The organism is Acinetobacter sp. IRS14 (genome assembly GCF_034650275.1).
Classification (GTDB): domain Bacteria; phylum Pseudomonadota; class Gammaproteobacteria; order Pseudomonadales; family Moraxellaceae; genus Acinetobacter; species Acinetobacter oleivorans.
The window spans coordinates 107862-128195 of record NZ_JAOVFN010000007.1 but is presented as its reverse complement, the minus strand read 5'-3'; the positions used below and the strand labels follow the sequence as shown (position 1 = coordinate 128195).

The window sequence follows — 20334 nt, the reverse complement described above, 5'->3', positions numbered from 1 at the left end:
GTGCTGGTAACGACAGTCTAAGTGGCGGAGCTGGTGATGACATTCTTGAAGGTGGGGCCGGTAATGACCAGCTGAATGGCGGTACTGGTGCTGATAATGCGATTTTCAAAATTTTAGAAGGTTTTGGAAATGATGCTACAGGTGGTAATGGCATTGATACATGGTCAGACTTTAATGTTTCCCAAGGAGATAAAATTAATATTTCTGAGTTAATTATTGGGCATGCTAGCAAAGAAAATCTCAATCAGTTTGTATCATTTGAAAAAAGCGGTTCAACAGTTACGCTAAGCTTGGATAGAGATGGAAATGATGTAAATTATTCAGCCACCAAGTTATTAATTCTAAATAATCAAACAAATGTAGCTAGTTTGGATGATTTAATTAAAGCTGATGTATTTGTAATTTAGTTTCATCAATGACACTTTAATTTAAATTTTAAAGGCTCAATAAAAAACCGCTATTTAATAGCGGTTTTTTATTCACAATCACTATAAAGAACTTTCATACTCCACATACCCATCTTCAATTGCAGGAATAATCTCTACAAACTCAAAGTAGGGCACAGTACAAAACTCAGAGTCTCGAATCGCATCAATCACAAAATAATAATCTTGCAAAGATGTCGTCTCAAACACAGCAATATCACTCGCTTTAGTGCTAAATGCTTCAACGTCATACCATCGAACTTTTACAGTAGAGTACTTTTCAAAAAGCGGTTCAAGCTTTTGTGTAGTAAACTCAGCCCGCTTTTCACGAGCTAAAGCCAACCAAGCAGGTAAAGCTCTTAAATGAATAAAAAAAGTATAAGTTCTAGACATAACCACTCCATGACTGGGCCGAGTTATAGTTCAATTGAAAAGACAGCATTTGCTTGTCATATCAACATGACTCAGTCAGTATATGAGTGATTACTCACATTACATACTCGTATTTCGGCTCATGTCAGAAACACTTCCAGACCCACGCAAACGCCCGCGTCAAGCACGCTCAGTGGCTACCTTTGAAGCTATTTTAGAAGCAGCTGCTCGCATTTTAGAGTCGTTAGGCTTTGCAGGATTTAACACAAATGCCGTGGCTGAACTTGCTGGCGTAAGCATTGGTAGCCTATATCAGTACTTTCCATCTAAAGATGCTTTAATCGTCGAGTTAATTCGACGTGAGCGCACTAACCTCTCAAGTCGTATCGTTAAAGTCATAGAGCAAAATGATGTCTCAGACTTAAAAGAAAAATTAAAACTGATCATACACGCTGCTGTACAACATCAATTGAGCCGTCCACAGTTGGCACGAACTTTAGAATTTGCTTCAGAACTTATTGGAAAAGACATTGAAGAAAGAGAACTTCAACACGAGTTTGAAACCATAATTTCTGATCTGTTTATACGTTCTGGCGTTTCACATACTCAGACAGCCGCACAAGATGTAATTGCTTTAAGCAAAGGAATGATTAACGCAGCAGGCATCGCAGGGGAAAGTGATTTAAATGATTTACAGCAGCGAGTTGAAAAAGCTGTATTGGGTTATTTGGATTTGAGCTAGCGGACATAAGTCATGGTTTTTGTTTGTCATGTGACATATAAATTGTCATTTTCTATTTCAGCAATTCAAAAGTTTAGTAACTCTTACGACATATGAAGGATTTAAATTAGATATTTATCTGCTTTAGAATTAATAGAAATTACATGAAATTGTTGAGAGTTGATCAAAAAATAATCCTGAAAGGTGTCAAATCATTAAAACAGCCCAAGTACTATGAGTTGTGCTTTGGTTAAAAAATAAAACTATGATTTATATTAGATAAAAAATACCTTTCACATAAGCTGTATTATGTTAATTTTACAAAATATTAATAATTAATAGGTAGTACCTATGAATGGTTTTTGGCGAATTTTTTGTATATTCCATATATTTTTGGGCATAACTTCAGTATTTTTTTTCTTTTTATTGGTATTTTATCCAATTATATTGGGCATAAATCTAGCTTTAAGTGGACTTATTTATATAATTTTTGTGTTTATAAAAAAATATAAAGTTAATGATTTTTTTAATACTATTTTATCTTTAACATTTGCAATTTCTTTAAGTTTTTTAGTAAGTCTTATTTTTTTGAGTTTGGAAAATGCTTATGGAGTCATGTTATATACTTCAATTTATTTAGGGCTTCAATTTTTTTTAAAAGGATTGGTCGAAGACTAATTTTCAACTTTAAGTATTGATTATTTAATATAATGGGTGTTATCTGAAACCATGTTTAAAAAGATTTTTAAAATCAGAGTGTTAAAAATTTTTGTCCACTACAAAAGAGCAAAATTCCGATTTTGACACAAATCGGCTTTTTTGTGAGCAAATTTGATAACTCCCGCTAATCATTTTGACTAAAATTACTCTGTATAATTTGAGTGAGATATAACTCGATTTAACATAAAATTTCTTTTTGAATTTAAAATTAGAATAAAAGCTAATTTTTATCACAACAGATATTCTTGTAGCTCTTTTTCAATTGTTTCGCTAATCAACGTTGAATAGTCACTATCCTTCGTATCTAAATGACGCATTAGCCACACATCTTGTTTTAAAGTTTGCTTAGGTAGTATGGGTGCTAAACCAGAAGCCTGTGCAACAAAACAAGGCAGAGCTGTAATTCCTTGTCCTTCAATGACTGCTCGTAGTTGCGAGTGCATGTTATCAAAAGACAAAGCAGGGGCTGCATCTTGGGTGAGTTCACGCATCCATTGTGCTAAGAACGTATATTGAAGGCTGCGGTCCCAACCGATTATACGATGATTCAGTAAATCATCAGCCGTTTCAGCATGCTCTGTGAAACTGGCGAGATAATCTTTACTACAATAAAGCCCATACTCCAGTTGGCCAAGGCGTCGAATAATGTAACGCCCGCTTTCTGGACGAACAAGTCGAAGAATAATGTCAGCTTCCCGTCGGGAAAAATCAACAGGAACGACACTCGTCGATATCTCTAATTGTAAATCTGGATGCTTCAGTTGCAATGCTGTTAGCTTTGACTGAAGCAACTGTTGCCCGATTAACTCAGGTAAAGCAATGCGAAACAATGATTGTTGCCCTTGATCGTTGTAACGTTCCATCGCTATTAAATGCTCTTCTGCTTTTTCAGCCAAAGAAAAAAAATGTTTTCCAACATGGGTGAGTGTATAGCCATCACTGTCTCGAGAAAAAAGAATCGCATTGAGACTTTTCTCTAGTTCAACAGCTCTGCGATGTACGGTAGAAACACTAATACCAAGTAATTTTGCACTGCGGCTCAACCCGCCAGTTCGCCCAATAGCTAACAAAATTTTAGTATCGTCCCAGTTCATACCTTTCCATATTTAAAAAATGCGTTTGCAATAAAAACTATAGTATCCCCGATGTTTAGATTTATACAATTCAAACAATCACTACAGGAATTCAAAACTCATTATATAAGGCGACTATAAACCTTTTAGAGCTACGACATGCATTACTGCAATTAAATAAGATTTTCTGGTTATGGCAGGAGCTATTTCTGAGATCACAATATTAGCAACAGAGGAGTTCTGTCATGACGGCCATTTATGTGGTTGATGCATTTACCACTCAACCAAATACAGGAAATCGAGCAGGAGTTGTTTTAGATGCTAATCATCTTACAACTCAAGAGATGCAAGATATTGCTGCATTCGCAGGGTATTCAGAAACTGCCTTTGTTTTATCTCCAAAAGATCAAAGCCATGACATACATGTTCGATATTTTACCCCTACAAATGAAGTACCGATTTGTGGACATGCGACGATCGCTACTCATTTTTTACTTGCAACTACGGGCCACCAATCAGACTATCCATTAATTGCAAAAACGGGGGCAGGTCATTTACCCGTTTCAATATTTGGAAGTCCAGAAGCATTATTGGTGAAAATGACTCAAGGTCGCGTAGAGTTTTTACCACCTTTTAATGCGAGTCAACGAAGTGAACTTGCAAGCGCATTGGGTGTGAGTGAGAGTGATTTTGCGGACTTGCCAATACAAGTTGTCACGACGGGGCATTCCAAGGTGATGGTGCCCATGCTGAGTAGAAGTAAGCTTGATGGATTAACGCCGAACAATGAAAAATTGAAAGCTATCAGTGCTGAAATAGGTTGCAATGGGTTTTTCCCATTCGTCTTGGAAGGTAGTAAGCAAGAACCTATTACCTATGGCCGAATGTTCGCGCCTGTAATCGGTATTAATGAAGATCCTGTAACTGGTAATGCAAATGGTCCAGCGGGAGCGTACCTTGTTCATCACGATTTAATCGAATGTGACCAGAAAGTAACTTATTGGGGATATCAAGGTCTAGCCATACAACGACCGGGGCGAGTTCTAGTGACAGTTGAGAAAACAGATTCAATATTACACGTCAGTATTGCAGGCCAAGCCGTTTTAGTTGGCTCAGTTTTGTACTCTGGAAAAGATTGATTATATTTAAGAAATTAAGACATTATTTAGTAATAAAAAATTCGACATAGAATCGGATTTTTTATAGCTTTCAAATACTTTAAGAAATAATGCTTAAACTTATCAGCTTAACGCACCACCAGTTTAGTAGTCTGTTGCTGCATTTTAATTAATATTGAATTTAATTATGGTTTTATTAGTTTTTCTAATTAATTGCATGTGTGATACTCATTTAACTAAAATAAATAATGATTATTTAGCAGAAGTAATACAATTGTAGTATTTCGTATTTCCATACCCATTACTATGATTAAGAAATATAATTTTAATTAATATAGATAACATTTAAAAATGCTAGACAAAATTAAATGCGACGCCTTTTCGGCCGTTGTTGAAACAGGAAGTTTCGAAAAAGCTGGTAAAAAATTATGTGTATCTCAATCAGCAATTTCTCAAAGAGTTCGATTATTAGAGGAGCGATTAGGGAATGTATTATTAGTTAGAGAAAGACCATGTAAACCAACACCATTTGGAGCTGAGTTATTTGCTTATCTTCAGCGAGCATCTTTATTAGAGAATGTTTTTTTAAAATCAGTCATCAACAATAAATTTAAACCATTACCCATTGCTGCGAGTATAGGTACATTTGAGTCATTGCTTTTCCCTATATTAGCCAAGTACTGTCTTTCTGAGGCTATTACAATAGATGTAAAGATTGATACGCTTTGTAATACCTTCGAACTCTTAAAAAGAGGAGAAGTTCAGGCCTGCATTACTTCCGAGTCTGAGATAATTAGAGGGTGTACAAGTGTACATTTAGGTAATATGGTTTATTGTCTGGTTGCCTCAGAGAATTTTATTAATAAATGGTTTAAAAATGGAATTAATAGAGAGAGTCTTCGTTTAGCTCCTTTAGTTTTATTTAATGAAAATGAAAGAATATATTTCGATTTTTTAGAATCTAACTTCGGACTAAAAAAATCAATGATTCCTTTTCATATTATTCCTTCGACTGACTCTTATATTTCTGGACTTGCCTGTGATATGGGCTACGGAATAATGCCTATATGCAAGATAAATCAGGATTTATCGAAACAGGGCATAAAGGAAATTTCAAAAGAATATAGAATTAAGATTCCATTATACTGGCATCAGCTTTCTTATCTTTCTCCAGCAGTTTTAATAATGAATGATATTATTATTAAGCACTCAACAACAATCTTGGCTACCGTAGGGAATGAAGATGCTTAAGCATGAGGGTCAAAGTCCAATCGAGATATACAATTCCATGATTGATAATGGTGTTGTTCTTGCAGATCCATCTCAGCGACAAGCTATTGAAACATTGGATGAGATTTGGAATAAACTTGAAACCCAGTCTAATCATTTCTTTAGTCCCCAGATTAAAGGTCTATATATGTGGGGGAGTGTAGGAACAGGTAAGACATGGATTATGGACTTATTCTATAACTCCCTTAATTTTAAAAAGAAAATGAGAGTGCATTTTCATCATTTCCTAAAAGATGTTCACAAACAACTTATTGGCTATCGGGGAAATAAAGATCCTTTAACGCTGATCGCTAATGACATAGCAAGCAACTATAAACTGATTTGCTTCGATGAGTTTTTTGTATCAAATGTTGCCGATGCAATGATACTTTCAAATCTATTTAATCTGCTATTTTCAAAGAAAGTGATATTGGTTGCTACCTCGAATATTGATCCGAAAGATCTTTATAAAAATGGTTTAAATCGCGATAGATTTTTAGAGACGATAGATCATATCAATAAGAATTGCACAGTCTTGAAGATCGGTAATCAGCTAGATTATAGAACCATAAAAGAAAGCAACTCCAATGACGATTTCTATAGATTTCCATTAAATGAAGAATCAGAACAATGGCTTCATTCGGTTTACCAGAAACTTACAAATAACCAGAAAGAACTCAAGACGAGCATCATAATCAACCACAGATCAATAGATGTTAAATCTTGTCATAAGAACGTGATTTGGTTCGACTTTGAAGCCATTTGCCGAGAAGCCAGAAGCCCAGCTGATTATATTGAGATCGCTACGCAATATGATTATGTGCTCATCAGTGGAATTGGTGACCTGACAGATAGAATTTATGATAGCGTGAGACGTTTTATTTATTTGATTGATGAGCTTTATGATCAAAAAATCAAACTATACTTTGTTGCCTCACAGCCATTAAATCAGTTATATAAAGGTGAGAGACTTAAATTTGAATTTCAAAGAACTTACTCACGATTACAGGAAATGCAAAGCATAAGTTATAACAAGGAACTTCAAGAGCCTGCTTGAATATATGACTATGCTTTGCATGACTAACACGCAGTGGGATTAAGCAAAAAAGTACGATTTATCTGGAAATTTTGACTTATACCCATTCTGCAAAAATACTTCTAATGCTTGAATAATATCTGCTTGTTCCTCGGTACTAATTTCCTTTTTTCTATTCTTTTGAAAGTCTTCAATAATATATTGAATGTCAGCGTTATAGTCTTTAATAAAAATATCTGAACTCAGTCGAGTTTTAGGTTCAATATTGGCAAGTAGGGGTTCTATTTCTTCAATATTTTTAAAAAATTCAATACTAAATTCTCCAATTTGAAGAATGATATAGCGGCTTTCAACCTCAATATCTTTATTTGCAAATCTGTGTCTAACATTTGGTGGAATTTGAAAAAAGTCACCCTGATTAACAATATATTTCTGCTTCAAATCTGGTAACTCAACCTGAATAGCACCTTTTGAGCAGTACACAAGATCGGGGATATGAGTATGCCTATGAAATGGAAACAGGCTATCTTTTAAATTGCATAGCACTATCCTAATATCACGGTCATAACAAAACTGATGCATTTCCATTGATCATTTCCTAGTCCGATTAACTAATTTTATAAAGTTGTTCTGGAGTAAATATTGGTTCACTAAGATGCTTTTGAAGCAATTCAACCCAATCAGTCGAGACAGAATCAGCTGCATCAACAATTGCTTTGGAAAAGTTACGTTCATTCTGCCAGTATCGGGTAAGCACACCAAAAGAGTAAAAATACTCCGAGGGCTTTATGGTTCCTCTACGGTTTTCCATGAGTTTGTAGGTCTCGAAACCATCCAGCATCAATCCCCCAGTGTTATATTCATCTTCCATATTCGGGACAATATTCTTTTGCTCTAACAATGATTTAACCAATACTGAAGGATGCTTATAGATATCAAAGTCTTGACTGATCGTATTCACTACAAGATCAAAATCAAATGAATACCCCAGATGATCAGTGAGCTGTACATGACTATCCATTATCTTTAGAGGTTTGCTCTTATAGCCAAGTTTAATTGATTGGAGTAGACTAGCTTCAAATAGGCATTTCAGCTTTTGTGCATTTTCCAGCGGGATTGGTACGGCAAGACGAATGAATAAGTGATCAAATTCTTGGTCGTAGCGTTTTTTATCATGACTACTTAAATAACGGTAAAACTTCATTCTTCGTACTTTGAGAATGATCATATTAATTAAGTCATTAAGTTCTTGGTGCTCCAGATCATATTTCAACTTTTCATAAGCATTTGCAAATTTCAAGTTGCACAAATCATTGAATGACACTTCACCATTCGTTGCATTTTTAAGCTCAAGGTCAAGCAGATGAAGAATATTATCCAGTGATAAAACTTTATTTAAGTGTTGCTGCAACTCAGGAAAAGATTCATGAGTGAAATACTTAAAGTCATAGTTAGGCTTATTGCCTCTTACCGCAGGGAAGTATCCTGAACGACTAACAACATAGGCTTTGAAGTTTTCATCTGTCACGGTCTTCTGATAGCTCGAGAAGCCCCCATTTTCAGTTACAAACAATCCTTCACTAAATAGAGTGATGACCGTATCAACCCCACTAGGCCCCATACCACGCACAAGAACATTTGGCTTGTGATCTTGTTTTGTAATTTGATTAAGGCTCATTAAGACTTTTTGGAAAGGGTATGGTTTCACGAATAAACTGTGCTTGGAGTCTAAACTACTTGTAGTCCAGTGCCCGATAGTGAGTAACAGCTTAGAAAACCCTTTTAATTCAATGATTCGATTTGAATTTTGATTCTTAATAACGAGATTATAACCACCTTTAGCTTCATAGCCATCGATAGCTTCATAACCATTGTAAACTTCAACTTTAATGTGATTTGATTTGGCTAATTCTAAGTATTTTTTGAACTTATCATTGAGATAGATACCAAACAAAGCTCTAGGGTAAAAAGCATTAGGATCGGGGAAGACCTGCGGTTCACCATTCAAAGATTTCTTATAAATTAGATGTGGATAATGAGTAATCAGGTGATCTTTATTTTCCTCCATCCAATCTACGAAGTCGTTATCCCAAAGCGACATTGAATGGGCAGGGTTATTACACAGATGACCAGCCAATAATTCATCTTTGTCGTATGGATTCCCATGTCCAATAGATTCACGCATTTCAACAAGAGTAATAGAGCATGACTTATGATCAATATCTTGATTCAGTAATTTTTTTACAAAGCTGATGAAGGTACACGTACCTGAGAATCCCATTCCAATGATACAGAACTTTTTCAAAGTAATATCGTCCATAAAAATATAAATTCAGGAAGTTGAAACTTAACTTCCTGAATAATATGAGTTAGTTCAATTTCTGAAGGGCGTCTTTAATACGTGTTGCAGCTGCCTTTAGAGTCACTGGGTCACGTCCACAATTCATGCGTATGTAATGTCGGAGGCTATCGATGTTTTCACCAAAATGCATGCCGCCAATAGAAGCAACTTTTGCTGTTTCCAAAAGATATTGATCGGCTGAATCAAATCCTAGCTTTTGGATTTTGTCACCATACTTTGACAAGTCCAAGAATAAGAAAAATCCACCTTCAGGCTCAGTCACTTCTAAACCAGTGCAGCTTTTCAAATCCTCAATGAATGTCTGCATGTTTTGTCTCGCAACTACCGCGCGTTTCTTTGCAACGTCATCCATATATTCTTGCATTGCTTCATGCGTAGCAATTTGGGCATAGGTCGAAGCAAATGAGTTTAAGTTAACCTGTACCTTCTCCATAACTTTAATCAGTTTGTCCGAAGCACAAATATATCCAGATCGGTCGCCGTGCATTCCATAGGTTTTACCGGGCCCAGTAATATAAATGGTGTAGTCCCACATAGAGTGTGTTTGGTCTTTAAACTGCTGGGTAATATTTGAAATGTTTGCAGGCTTAGTATTCAAAATATGTGATTCATACGGACAATCAAAAAGCACATAGATTGGGCTTAGACCTTTTGATAAACGTTGGGCATTGGCACTCAAAATCACTTTCGAAATCGACTCTAAGTCATCACGAGTATAAATTTTGCCAGAAGGGTTTAGACAGTCACCAAGAATGATAATTTTGGTTTTATCTGTAATGGTCTTTTCTAATTCAACTACATCAATCGCTTGGTTATAAAAGTCTGTGACATAGATTGGTTTAGCTTTACCTAAGTGTAATTCAATCATGTCTGCGTAATGGGGCCAGTTTGGTACTGGGTAAATAACTTCATCGTCTGGATTTAGAAGTGTATGAAATACCACGGTGATAGCGCCTTTAATACCACCTGGAGTCACCATGATTTCAGTATCTGGGTTGAAGCTGATGTCTCGTAAACGCTTCACACGCTCAGCAATAGACTTTCGTAAGAAAGGGAAGCCTTTAACTGGGGCAAACTCATGGATAATTGCAGCATTATTCGAGATATAACTCTTAACCGCATTATCAATGCCGCTATTAGTCTTTTCATCCAATGTACCAATACTTAAATCAATGACCTGATCATCTGCATTAGATTTTTGATTTAATTCTAAAATTTTCGCCTTAGTTCCGTGTGTAATTGATTCACGTAAATTCAAGGCTGCTTGTGAAATACCTAAGTTTTGCATTATTAGATCTCAAAATCCGTTTTTAATTAAAGTGATACAGCTTGATTAAACATTGCATTCCACATCTTAAGCTGGGCTTTTAATGTTTCATTCGCACCGAACTTAATCTCATCAAGGTCTTCTTGATCATTACAGTTATTATGGACACACTGTTTAGCATCTTGAGCGTGACGATCTTCGACGCCATTTTCGATATGGGCGTTAAAATAGACTTCAACTTTCTTAACGAATTCAATTGGATCAAGGTTTTTGTTATTAAATCGGAATGCTTCACGGAATACTGTAAGCATCTTATCTGCATGGTTCTCGAGCGCCATGACTGCTCCCAACATGCGAGGATAACTGCCTGTAATCAAACCTTGGATAGTATCTCGATACTGTAATGTCTCTGCGATGATTCGATCACTATTCTTAGCTTGCTGAACCTTCATCTCTGGAAGATTGTATTCTGCAGCGCCAAATACATTGAGCGCATTCTCCATAAATATTTCATGGCACTTGGCCTTTTCACCCATACCTGTTTCTTCACTTAAGATGTGGGTGAATAGGACTAGGGTGTCCATATCATTTTCAAAAGCAGATCGTGAACATACATGAGCAATTCCTTTCACTGTCAGCTCTGTACGATAGAAGAAGTTGTCACGAAATAAGATATATGATTCTGGCGTCCAAGACGTAGAAGTTAAATGCTTGAAATAATTGTTTTGGAAAATTTCATGATCATCCATTTTAGTAATGAATTCATCTAACTCAGCACTAATAGTTCCTTTACAATCAACATTTCCATTGATGATTACTTTAGAGTTCATTCTTGAATTATCCTTTTATAATAAAAATTATTTTTACAGCGAAATTTTTATAACAAAGAAATAATCAAAAAAAATGAGTATTAAATATTTTAATGTTTGATAAAATTATCTAATATTTATGTGATGATTTATATTTTCGTGTAGTTTGACTTGGTTAAAAATCAAAAATGGAATTTTAAATGTATCTTTTAGAATATTTTTCAGTGCTGCAACTTTCGATAATGTTAATAACAATAGTTTTTTCTTATATTATTTTTGGAATGGTGGGTTTTGGAACTGCGTTAATTGCGAGTCCTGTATTACTTAACTTTTTACCTCTCTCTCAAATTATTCCCCTTTTAGCCTTACTAGATATGTTTGCTGCCATTTCGAATGTTATTAAAGATGGTAAGAAGGCAGACTTTTCTGAATTAAAATTCCTAATACCACTTATGTTTCTCGGTAGTTTTCTTGGCTTTATAGTGCTGATGAGAGTTAATGCAAGTTACGCACTTCTAGCATTTGGCATATTTACTCTTTTATATGCTATTTACTCATTAAGCGGCTTTAAACCCCAGAAAAAACTAGAGAAAAAATTTGTTTTTCCTTTTGGGTTATCTGGTGGTTTTTTAGGAGCCATGTTTGGTAGTGGTGGGTTTTTATATGCGATTTACCTCAATGGACGAATCGAAACCCCAGAAAAAATCCGTGTCACTCAAACTACATTAATTGGGTGTAGTACGGTTTTTCGAGTCATTCTATTTACTACAGCGGGTGTGTACTTTTCGGATAACTTATTTTCACTTGCGCTTCTGTTTATCCCATCAATGTTGATAGGTGCGTTCATTGGCAAGCGAATTACACTTAAATTGTCTAAACAACAATTCTTGAAAATTATTAATGTCATTGTACTGCTATCTGGAATCTCGATTATTGTTAAATATTCTTTAACAATATAGATTTGTTGTTAGTAATACTTAAACTAATTGATTTAAATATTGATAATTTTAATCTTAAATTTATTCTATTTGTTTTAATAATGAAGGGTAAGATACATATATTGCTTTGTAAGAAATATTAATCAATACCTTGATGCTTATAGTGGAATAAAACTAATTATAAATACCCAGTTGTAATTTTTGATTTTAATAGCGTGGTAGTGGTTTTTGAAAAGACTAACTATAGACCCAGTAAACTTTGCATTAAGTTCATTTAAAATTAATTTAAGTGAAAAAGTCGCAAGAGATAAGTATAGGGGTAGTCAATTTAGCAAGATTGCTAAAGATTGATGCATACCTGAACGTGATGTGCGCGAGATACAGCAGGGGATAGCCAATAAAAAACCGCTATAGATAGCGGTTTTTTATTTAGCAGATGCTTAAACTTACCAGCTTAACGCACCACCAGTTTGGTAGTCAGTTACGCGAGTTTCAAAGAAGTTCTTCTCTTTACGTAAGTCCATCATCTCAGACATCCACGCAAATGGATTCGTTACACCGGCAAATTGCTCTGGTAAACCTAACTGAGATAAACGGCGGTTACAGATGAATTTCAAATATTCTTCCATCATGCTTGCATTCATACCCAATACACCACGTGGCATTGTGTCACGCGCATATTCGATTTCAAGCATTGTGCCTTCAACAATCATTTGAACCACTTCTTGTTGGAACTCAGCGCTCCAAAGGTGAGGGTTCTCAATCTTGATTTGGTTAATCATATCGATACCAAAGTTCAAGTGCATAGACTCATCACGCAAGATGTATTGGAATTGCTCAGCAACACCGTTCATCTTGTTACGACGACCCATACTCAAAATTTGAGTAAAGCCACAGTAGAAGAAGATCCCTTCAAGAACACAGTAGAATGCAATCAGGTTACGAAGTAAACGCTGATCGTTTTCAGGCGTGCCTGTGTGGAAATTAGGATCAGTTAAAGATTGAGTATATTTCAATCCCCACGCTGCTTTACGCGCAACAGATGGAACTTCACGGTACATGTTGAAGACTTCGCCTTCATCCATACCTAAAGATTCGATACAGTATTGGTAAGCGTGAGTGTGAATCGCTTCTTCAAATGCTTGACGCAAAATGTACTGACGGCATTCAGGGTTAGTAATGTGGCGGTAAATTGCCAATACTAAGTTGTTTGCAACCAAAGAGTCCGCAGTCGAGAAGAAACCTAAAGAACGCATAACAATCGTACGCTCATCTTCAGTTAAGCCGTTTTCAGACTTCCAAAGCGCGATGTCTAGGTTCATGTTTACTTCTTGCGGCATCCAGTGGTTTGCACACCCGTCAAGGTACTTCTGCCAAGCCCATTCATATTTAAATGGAACAAGCTGGTTCAAGTCTGCACGACAGTTAATCATTGCTTTGTCGTCAACTTGCACACGTTGCGCGCCCATTTCTAGCTCTTCAAGGCCAGGGGCAACATCTAAGTGTTCTAAGGCTGCAGAGGCTCTAGCCACCGTATCGGAGGCAACTGTTGGTCGCACGGAATGGGTTCCAGCGGATTGTGGAGCTGCCACGCTCTGCGATGATGACTGCGCAGCAGATACATTCTGCGAATCAGACGTTTTTTCCGGTTGGATGGGCGCAGACTTGTGTTCAGGTGCAGCCGGTTTTTGCGAATCATCTTCAAAATCGTCCCAACTAAGGATAGACATTTTTGTTCTCTCTTCGTTGTGTATATCTATATTTGACATCTCTTAAACGAAGATGTCCCTACTATACGCTTTTAATGTGTAAACAAAATTAAGTTTTATTGATGCATGACCAAATTTTGGGCCTCTGGTCTCTACTCACTACAACTTATTTTGTTTACGCTGTTGCTTACGTATTGTGAAAAATGCGTAAATCAGCGGTATATAAAAGAAAAGAAAGGCAAAGATTAGAACTCCAACACCAAGCATATAGTTATGGCTGAGATGAAAAAGCATAATCTTTACCTCTTAAAATTGCTCTTTAGTGAAAAAGAGCAATTTTATTGAATGTTATTGGCAAGCTTCACAATCTGGGTTGTCGATTGAACAAGCCATTGGAACTGGAGCTGCTTGAGTAAAACCATCTTCTTCAACAGCTTCTGGTTTTTTCGCTTCTACAACAGGGGCAGCAACTGCCGCTGCTTCAACAGTCGCAGGTTTAACTGCGTTTAAAGCACCTGTGTTGATTGTAGATTTTTCAGCAGAAGTTGCGCCTAAAGCTCGGAGGTAATAAGTCGTCTTAAGACCACGTAACCATGCCATCTTGTAAGTGATGTCAAGTTTCTTACCATTAGCACCAGAGATGTAAAGGTTAAGCGACTGAGCTTGATCAATCCACTTTTGACGGCGCGATGCAGCATCAACGATCCAACGTGTATCTACTTCAAACGCGGTAGCAAAGATTGCTTTTAATTCTTCAGGAATACGAGCAATTTTTTGTACTGAACCTTCAAAGTGTTTCAAGTCATTAACCATCACTGTGTCCCAAAGACCACGATCTTTTAATGCACGAACGAGGTAAGGGTTAATTACAGTGAACTCACCAGACAAGTTAGATTTCACATATAAGTTCTGGAATGTTGGCTCAATAGACTGAGAAACACCACAAATGTTAGAGATGGTTGCAGTAGGAGCAATCGCCATCACGTTTGAGTTACGCATACCGTCTTTTTGAACTTTGGCACGTAAAGTGTCCCAGTCTAAACGTTGAGTACGGTCAACTTCGAACATGCGTTCTGGGCGAGATTTCGCAACAATTTCTAAAGAGTCGATTGGAAGGATACCTTGATCCCACAATGAACCTTTGAATGTTGAGTAAGAACCACGTTCAACAGCCAAGTTGCTTGAAGTTTCAATCGCGTAGTAGCTAATTACTTCCATTGATTCATCAGCAAAATCAATAGCAGCGTCTGAACCGTAAGCGATGTTCATTTCATATAGAGCATCTTGGAAGCCCATGATACCCATACCCACTGGGCGGTGTTTCAAGTTCGAGTTTTTCGCTTGTGGTACAGCGTAGTAGTTAATGTCGATAACGTTATCGAGCATGCGTACTGCTGTTTTAATTGTGCGAGCTAACTTCTCACGGTCTAACACACCACCTTGAACGTGTTGTACAAGGTTGATTGAGCCCAAGTTACATACTGCAATTTCGTCTTGATTTGTATTCAAGGTAATTTCAGTACATAAGTTAGATGAGTGAACTACACCAACATGTTGTTGTGGTGAACGTAAGTTACATACATCTTTGAATGTAATCCACGGGTGACCAGTTTCAAACAACATAGAAAGCATTTTGCGCCATAAGTCTTTAGCACGTACTTTCTTGTGTAGCATGTTGGTTTCTTTCGCTACAGACTCATAGTAAGCATAACGCTCAGCAAATTCAGCACCAGTTAAGTCGTGCAAGTCTGGAGTTTCAGAAGGGGTAAATAGTGTCCATTCACCATCTTCAAATACACGTTGCATAAACAAGTCTGGAACCCAGTTCGCAGTGTTCATGTCGTGTGTACGGCGACGGTCATCACCAGTGTTTTTACGAAGTTCTAAAAACTCTTCGATGTCTAAGTGCCAAGTTTCTAAGTATGCACACACGGCACCTTTACGCTTACCACCTTGGTTTACTGCAACAGCTGTATCGTTCGCAACTTTCAAGAATGGAACCACACCCTGAGACTTACCGTTTGTACCCTTAATGTAAGAGTTCAAGGCACGTACAGGTGTCCAGTCATTCCCTAAACCACCAGCCCATTTAGAAAGCATAGCGTTGTCACGCATTGCGCCATAAATGTCGTAAAGGTCATCGCCAATTGTTGTTAAGTAACAACTAGAAAGCTGTGGACGTAATGTACCTGAGTTAAACAGGGTAGGCGTAGACGCCATGTAGTCGAAGCTAGACAATAAGTTATAGAACTCGATTGCACGTTCTTCTTTATCTTGCTCATTTAATGCAAGACCCATCGACACACGCATAAAGAATAATTGTGGTAATTCGAAGCGAACGCCGTTTGAGTGAATGAAGTAACGGTCAAATAAAGTCTGTAAACCTAAGTAGGTAAACTGATTAGAGCGTTCTGGCTGAATTGCTGCTGCCAGTTTCTCTAAATCGAAATCAAGCAAATCTGGTGAAAGCAAGTCAAGCTCTACACCTTTTTTCAAAAAGGCTTCAAGTGCATTGTTTTCAGGCGTATCTGTAGGTAAGCCTAAGAACGCTAAACCTGTGCTCACTAATTCACTAGAAAGCAAACGTGCAGTTACGTAAGTATAGTTTGGTTCTTGTTCAATACGAGTACGTGTTGCCATCATCATTGTGGTGGCAATATCACTTTCTTTTACGCCGTTATATAAGTTCTTAACGGTTTCATCAACAATGGCCTGAACGTCAATACCTTCCAAACCTTCAGCTGCTTTCGCTACAGTTGCTTGTAATGCACTTAAATCAAGTGGCTGAAGCTGACCGTTAGCATCGGTAACTTGTAACGTAGGGTGGTGGTTTGAGTTCGTTTGCTGACGAGCAGTAGTACGTTGTTCACGGTAAATCACGTAAGCGCGAGCAACTTTCTGTTCTCCGGTACGCATTAAAGCAAGTTCAACCTGATCTTGAATTTCTTCAATATGGATCGTACCGCCTGATGGCAAACGACGAGTGAAAGTATTTAATACCATTTCCGTCAGTTGGGTAATACGGTCGTGAATACGGCTTGAATCCGAACTCTGTTGACCTTCCACAGCAAGAAAAGCTTTACCAATCGCAACAGAAATTTTCTCTGCATCAAATGCAGCAACATCTCCAGTGCGTTTGATCACCTGAATTTGACCGGGAGTCGAAGTAATTACGCTCATGCCAGCATAGCTCCATTGTCACTTTTGTTATGTTTATAGACCGTTTGAACCGAGCAAAAAGTATGCCACGATGTTTGAGGGATAAACACAAGACTTAGTAGTTAAAGTTTATTTTGAACACAAGATACGGGATTTTTCATAGCAGATCAATCTTGACTTTTTAGTAATTTTTTATCTGTATGATTTGATGGGAGATAGCATAGCAAAGCTATTAAAAAACGCTTATAGATAAGTTTGTGGATAACTCAAAAAACAATCACTTAAATACAATTAATGTAGGAGAAGAAATAATTTGTTTAATATTCATACATTGGAAATATGAATAGAATATGAAATTTCATAACAATAACTAAATGTTAAAAACACGAGAAAATTCAAAGGTTAATAAAATGCAACAAAACACAGTTGTCATGTATCAGTTTGGTGAACGCCTACTTGTTTACAATGTAAACGTGTGTATATTGCAAATGATAAACGAATGTATCTGCAAGATTTTTAAGATGCATGTAATGAGATTTATAGGGGCAATGATATGAGCCAAGAAGAAAAGTTACCAAAGATTCTGATCGTTGAAGATGACGAGCGTTTAGCACGATTAACTCAAGAGTATTTAATCCGCAACGGCTTGGAAGTTGGTGTAGAAACTGATGGTAACCGTGCAATTCGTCGTATTATTAGTGAACAACCAGACCTAGTGGTCTTGGATGTCATGTTGCCGGGTGCCGATGGCTTAACTGTTTGCCGTGAAGTTCGTCCACATTATCATCAACCGATTTTGATGTTAACTGCACGTACAGAAGATATGGATCAGGTACTTGGTCTAGAAATGGGTGCAGACGACTATGTTGCTAAACCAGTTCAACCACGTGTGCTATTAGCGCGTATTCGTGCACTATTACGTCGCACAGATAAAACTGTAGAAGACGAAGTTGCACAACGTATCGAATTTGATGACCTTGTAATTGATAATGGCGGCCGTTCTGTAACACTGCATGGTGAGCTTGTTGATTTCACTAGCGCAGAATATGACCTATTATGGTTGCTTGCATCAAATGCTGGCCGTATCTTATCGCGTGAAGATATCTTCGAACGTTTACGCGGTATTGAATACGATGGTCAGGACCGTTCAATCGATGTCCGTATCTCACGTATTCGTCCAAAAATTGGTGATGATCCTGAAAATCCAAAACGTATTAAAACAGTACGTAGTAAAGGTTACTTGTTCGTTAAAGAAACCAATGGGTTATAAGATCTGAATAAACTTCCTATAAGGTTGGTCGAGTGTTTAAACACAGCATATTCCTGCGAATCTATGCGGGACTGGTAATTCTTGTTGTTTTGGTTGCCGTTTTTGGTTATTTGCTTGTACAAATTATCAATTATCAACGTGCTCAAGAATACCGTGAATCTTTAACTGATGGTATTTCTTATGTCATTAGTGAGGGAGTCGCTCGACAACCGGGGAAGCAACAGAAAATAGACTGGGTTTCAGATGCATCAGATTTATTGGAACTTCCAATTTATTATACTGATGCGAGCAAGGTCGAGTTATCTCGTACCGAGAAAAAACGGATCGAAGCTCAAAAGTCTGTTGTTCGTTACGATGCCAGTAATAGTATTGCGTATATCATTATTGGTTTACGTGACGATCCGCAGCACTTTTTATCGATAAAAGTAGACAAAATTAGTGAGCGCCAAATGAAGGCTCTCCCTATTTTTGTACTTGATTATCTAATGTTTTATCCGGGGCAAGAACAAGAATATCTTGCTAAGATTCAAAAACATTTTTCATATCCAATTAATATCTACAATATTCAAGATATTAATCTGGACTCTGAGCAGATTGGTCGTTTGCGTCAAGACCAAAGTGTCATGTTGTACAAAGATAGTGCAACAATGCGTGGAACAACCATTTCAATCGTATCTCCAATACCAAATCATCCTACACAAGTTCTGGTTCTTGGGCCAGTTCCAATGTTTAACTGGATGCCTTTACAGCTTTCTGCCGGAATTACCTTATTTAGCCTATTCTTATTGAGTTTGGGTGTTTATGGTCTTATCTTGCCGTTAGAACGTAAAATTCGCCAAGTACGTTATGCATTAAACCGCATGAAGTCAGGTGATCTGTCATTGCGTGTTCCTATTGAAGGAAGTGACGAAATGGCAAACTTGGCATCAAGTTATAACAATATGTCTGATCATATTCAGCGTTTAATTGAGGCTCAGCGTGAGTTGATGAGAGCTGTATCTCATGAACTTAGAACGCCGGTTGCCCGTATCCGTTTTGGTACAGAGATGTTGGCAGAGGAAGATGACTACAATCATCGTATGCATCAGGTCGATATGATTGATAAAGATATTGAGGCGCTTAATACCTTAATTGATGAAATCATGACTTATGCAAAGCTAGAGCAGGGTACACCTTCATTAGATTTTGCTGAAATTGCGCTATTTGATGTATTGGATCAGGTTGCGGTAGAAACTGAAGCTTTAAAAACGCAAAAAGAAATTGAGCTTGTTGCTCCTCCTGTTTCTTTGAAAGTCGATGCGGAGCGCCGTTATTTACATCGAGTGGTTCAAAACTTGGTGGGTAATGCTGTTCGTTATTGTGATAACAAAGTTCGTATTACAGGTGGTGTGCACAGCGATGGCATGGCCTTTGTTTGTGTTGAAGATGATGGTGCTGGAATTCCTGAGCAAGATCGTCAAAGAGTATTTGAAGCCTTTGCCCGTTTAGATGACAGCCGTACGCGTGCGTCGGGTGGTTATGGTTTAGGGTTGTCAATTGTAAGTCGTATTGCTTACTGGTTCGGTGGTGAGATTAAAGTAGATGAAAGTCCTACCTTAGGTGGAGCTCGCTTTATCATGACATGGCCGGCAAAACGCTTTAAACAACCTCCTTTGAAAACCAATAAAAAAGCACCTTCATAAAGGTGCTTTTTTATTGCATTACTTATAATTGAGTTGCATCTGGTTCCAAAATAGGTTTTCCGCTTCTTAAGCTGGTTAACGCATCGGAATTAAAGTCGATCAGTAATGAATTATTTTTTGCATCAATCTGGTATTTTTGAATAAGAGGTTGATCTCCATTAAGCGTTTCTATTTTATATTCATCTGCAATATGCAAAATACCTTCTAGGTTTGTTGTCGTTGACGCAAAATCCTGTCTAAATATTTCATAGACATCTCGCAAGTCAAAAATTGCATTATTCGCATCTGGATGTTTGTGAATATAGCTTTCTATATGTCGCACAAGTAACTGAGCAAACAAGTAGTAGTTTGGTTTGTGCGTATATTCTAGAGTCATGCATTTTTCTCCTTATTATCTGTTATTA

20 protein-coding genes are annotated in these 20334 nt (G+C 37.2%); 10 read left to right on the top strand and 10 right to left on the bottom strand.

Translation table 11 applies throughout. The features are described 5' to 3' along the window. On the top strand, positions 1-407 hold a 407-nt coding region (locus ODQ17_RS09190), incomplete at its 5' end, for a type I secretion C-terminal target domain-containing protein (RefSeq protein WP_322903077.1). A gap of 81 nt (positions 408-488) precedes the next feature. Here ODQ17_RS09190 and ODQ17_RS09185 read toward each other — a convergent pair. Next, a complete protein-coding gene (locus ODQ17_RS09185; protein ID WP_322903075.1) occupies positions 489-818 on the bottom strand; it encodes a darcynin family protein in 330 nt (109 codons plus the stop codon). Positions 819-939: 121 nt separating this feature from the next. Here ODQ17_RS09185 and ODQ17_RS09180 point away from each other — a divergent pair, with 121 nt between their 5' ends. Both ODQ17_RS09180 and ODQ17_RS09175 read left to right on the top strand, forming a co-directional pair. Beyond that, complete coding sequence (locus ODQ17_RS09180; protein WP_322903073.1) at positions 940-1539, top strand: TetR/AcrR family transcriptional regulator; 600 nt, start codon at positions 940-942, stop codon at positions 1537-1539. A gap of 330 nt (positions 1540-1869) precedes the next feature. Next, positions 1870-2196, top strand: a complete 327-nt coding sequence (locus tag ODQ17_RS09175; protein WP_223849256.1) for a hypothetical protein — start codon at positions 1870-1872, stop codon at positions 2194-2196. 272 nt (positions 2197-2468) lie between these two features. Here the strand turns inward: ODQ17_RS09175 and ODQ17_RS09170 are convergent, their stop codons facing one another. Continuing rightward, positions 2469-3332, bottom strand: coding sequence for a LysR family transcriptional regulator (locus ODQ17_RS09170; protein WP_322903071.1), 864 nt, complete (start codon positions 3330-3332; stop codon positions 2469-2471). 224 nt (positions 3333-3556) lie between these two features. Between ODQ17_RS09170 and ODQ17_RS09165 the strand changes: the two genes are divergently transcribed. The 3 genes from ODQ17_RS09165 to zapE all read left to right on the top strand — a co-directional run bounded on the left by ODQ17_RS09165 (position 3557) and on the right by zapE (position 6755). Next, a complete protein-coding gene (locus ODQ17_RS09165) occupies positions 3557-4450 on the top strand; it encodes a PhzF family isomerase (protein ID WP_322903069.1) in 894 nt (297 codons plus the stop codon). A 330-nt stretch (positions 4451-4780) separates the two neighbouring features. Beyond that, on the top strand, positions 4781-5680 hold the full coding sequence (locus ODQ17_RS09160) for an ArgP/LysG family DNA-binding transcriptional regulator (RefSeq protein WP_322903065.1): 900 nt from the start codon (positions 4781-4783) through the stop codon (positions 5678-5680). Then, entirely contained in the window at positions 5673-6755 is a 1083-nt protein-coding gene (zapE, locus tag ODQ17_RS09155; RefSeq protein WP_322903063.1) for a cell division protein ZapE, read from the top strand. The genes ODQ17_RS09160 and zapE overlap by 8 nt, the downstream gene beginning before the upstream one ends. 39 nt (positions 6756-6794) lie before the next feature. Here zapE and ODQ17_RS09150 read toward each other — a convergent pair whose 3' ends face one another. The 4 genes from ODQ17_RS09150 to ODQ17_RS09135 are packed head-to-tail and all read right to left on the bottom strand — an operon-like array spanning position 6795 to position 11193. Then, on the bottom strand, positions 6795-7322 hold the full coding sequence (locus tag ODQ17_RS09150) for a cupin domain-containing protein (RefSeq protein WP_322903061.1): 528 nt from the start codon (positions 7320-7322) through the stop codon (positions 6795-6797). A 19-nt stretch (positions 7323-7341) separates the two neighbouring features. Continuing rightward, the gene (locus tag ODQ17_RS09145; protein ID WP_322903059.1) at positions 7342-9054 is read right to left on the bottom strand and encodes an FAD/NAD(P)-binding protein; all 1713 of its coding nucleotides are present in this window, start codon (positions 9052-9054) and stop codon (positions 7342-7344) included. Positions 9055-9103: 49 nt separating this feature from the next. Continuing rightward, entirely contained in the window at positions 9104-10384 is a 1281-nt protein-coding gene (locus ODQ17_RS09140) for a pyridoxal phosphate-dependent aminotransferase (protein WP_322903057.1), read from the bottom strand. A gap of 26 nt (positions 10385-10410) precedes the next feature. After that, the gene (locus ODQ17_RS09135; RefSeq protein WP_322903055.1) at positions 10411-11193 is read right to left on the bottom strand and encodes an iron-containing redox enzyme family protein; all 783 of its coding nucleotides are present in this window, start codon (positions 11191-11193) and stop codon (positions 10411-10413) included. Positions 11194-11372: 179 nt separating this feature from the next. Between ODQ17_RS09135 and ODQ17_RS09130 the strand changes: the two genes are divergently transcribed. After that, positions 11373-12131, top strand: coding sequence for a sulfite exporter TauE/SafE family protein (locus ODQ17_RS09130; RefSeq protein ID WP_322903053.1), 759 nt, complete (start codon positions 11373-11375; stop codon positions 12129-12131). A gap of 425 nt (positions 12132-12556) precedes the next feature. On the opposite strand, the gene ODQ17_RS09125 is transcribed toward ODQ17_RS09130, so the two are convergent. From ODQ17_RS09125 to ODQ17_RS09115, 3 genes are all read right to left on the bottom strand, one after another. Beyond that, positions 12557-13840 carry a ribonucleotide-diphosphate reductase subunit beta gene (locus ODQ17_RS09125; protein WP_005302967.1) on the bottom strand — a complete coding sequence of 428 codons (1284 nt, stop codon included), beginning with the start codon at positions 13838-13840 and terminating at the stop codon, positions 12557-12559. A 138-nt stretch (positions 13841-13978) separates the two neighbouring features. Then, positions 13979-14113, bottom strand: coding sequence for a preprotein translocase subunit YajC (locus ODQ17_RS09120; protein ID WP_081399196.1), 135 nt, complete (start codon positions 14111-14113; stop codon positions 13979-13981). Between the two features lie 54 nt (positions 14114-14167). Further along, entirely contained in the window at positions 14168-16999 is a 2832-nt protein-coding gene (locus ODQ17_RS09115; RefSeq protein WP_004794340.1) for a ribonucleoside-diphosphate reductase subunit alpha, read from the bottom strand. 353 nt (positions 17000-17352) lie between these two features. On the opposite strand from ODQ17_RS09115, the gene ODQ17_RS09110 reads away from it, so the two are divergent. Genes ODQ17_RS09110 through bfmS form a run of 3 tightly spaced genes read left to right on the top strand, consistent with a single transcriptional unit; the run spans position 17353 to position 19930 of the window. Beyond that, on the top strand, positions 17353-17535 hold the full coding sequence (locus tag ODQ17_RS09110; protein WP_034679197.1) for a hypothetical protein: 183 nt from the start codon (positions 17353-17355) through the stop codon (positions 17533-17535). Next, a complete protein-coding gene (gene bfmR, locus ODQ17_RS09105) occupies positions 17532-18248 on the top strand; it encodes a response regulator transcription factor BfmR (protein WP_003653488.1) in 717 nt (238 codons plus the stop codon). Before ODQ17_RS09110 ends, bfmR begins: the two co-directional genes overlap by 4 nt. Positions 18249-18280: 32 nt before the next feature. Then, positions 18281-19930, top strand: a complete 1650-nt coding sequence (bfmS, locus tag ODQ17_RS09100; RefSeq protein ID WP_322903050.1) for a sensor histidine kinase BfmS — start codon at positions 18281-18283, stop codon at positions 19928-19930. A 22-nt stretch (positions 19931-19952) separates the two neighbouring features. Here the strand turns inward: bfmS and ODQ17_RS09095 are convergent, their stop codons facing one another. Further along, positions 19953-20306, bottom strand: coding sequence for a hypothetical protein (locus ODQ17_RS09095; RefSeq protein ID WP_002120022.1), 354 nt, complete (start codon positions 20304-20306; stop codon positions 19953-19955). Between the last annotated feature and the right edge of the window lie 28 nt (positions 20307-20334).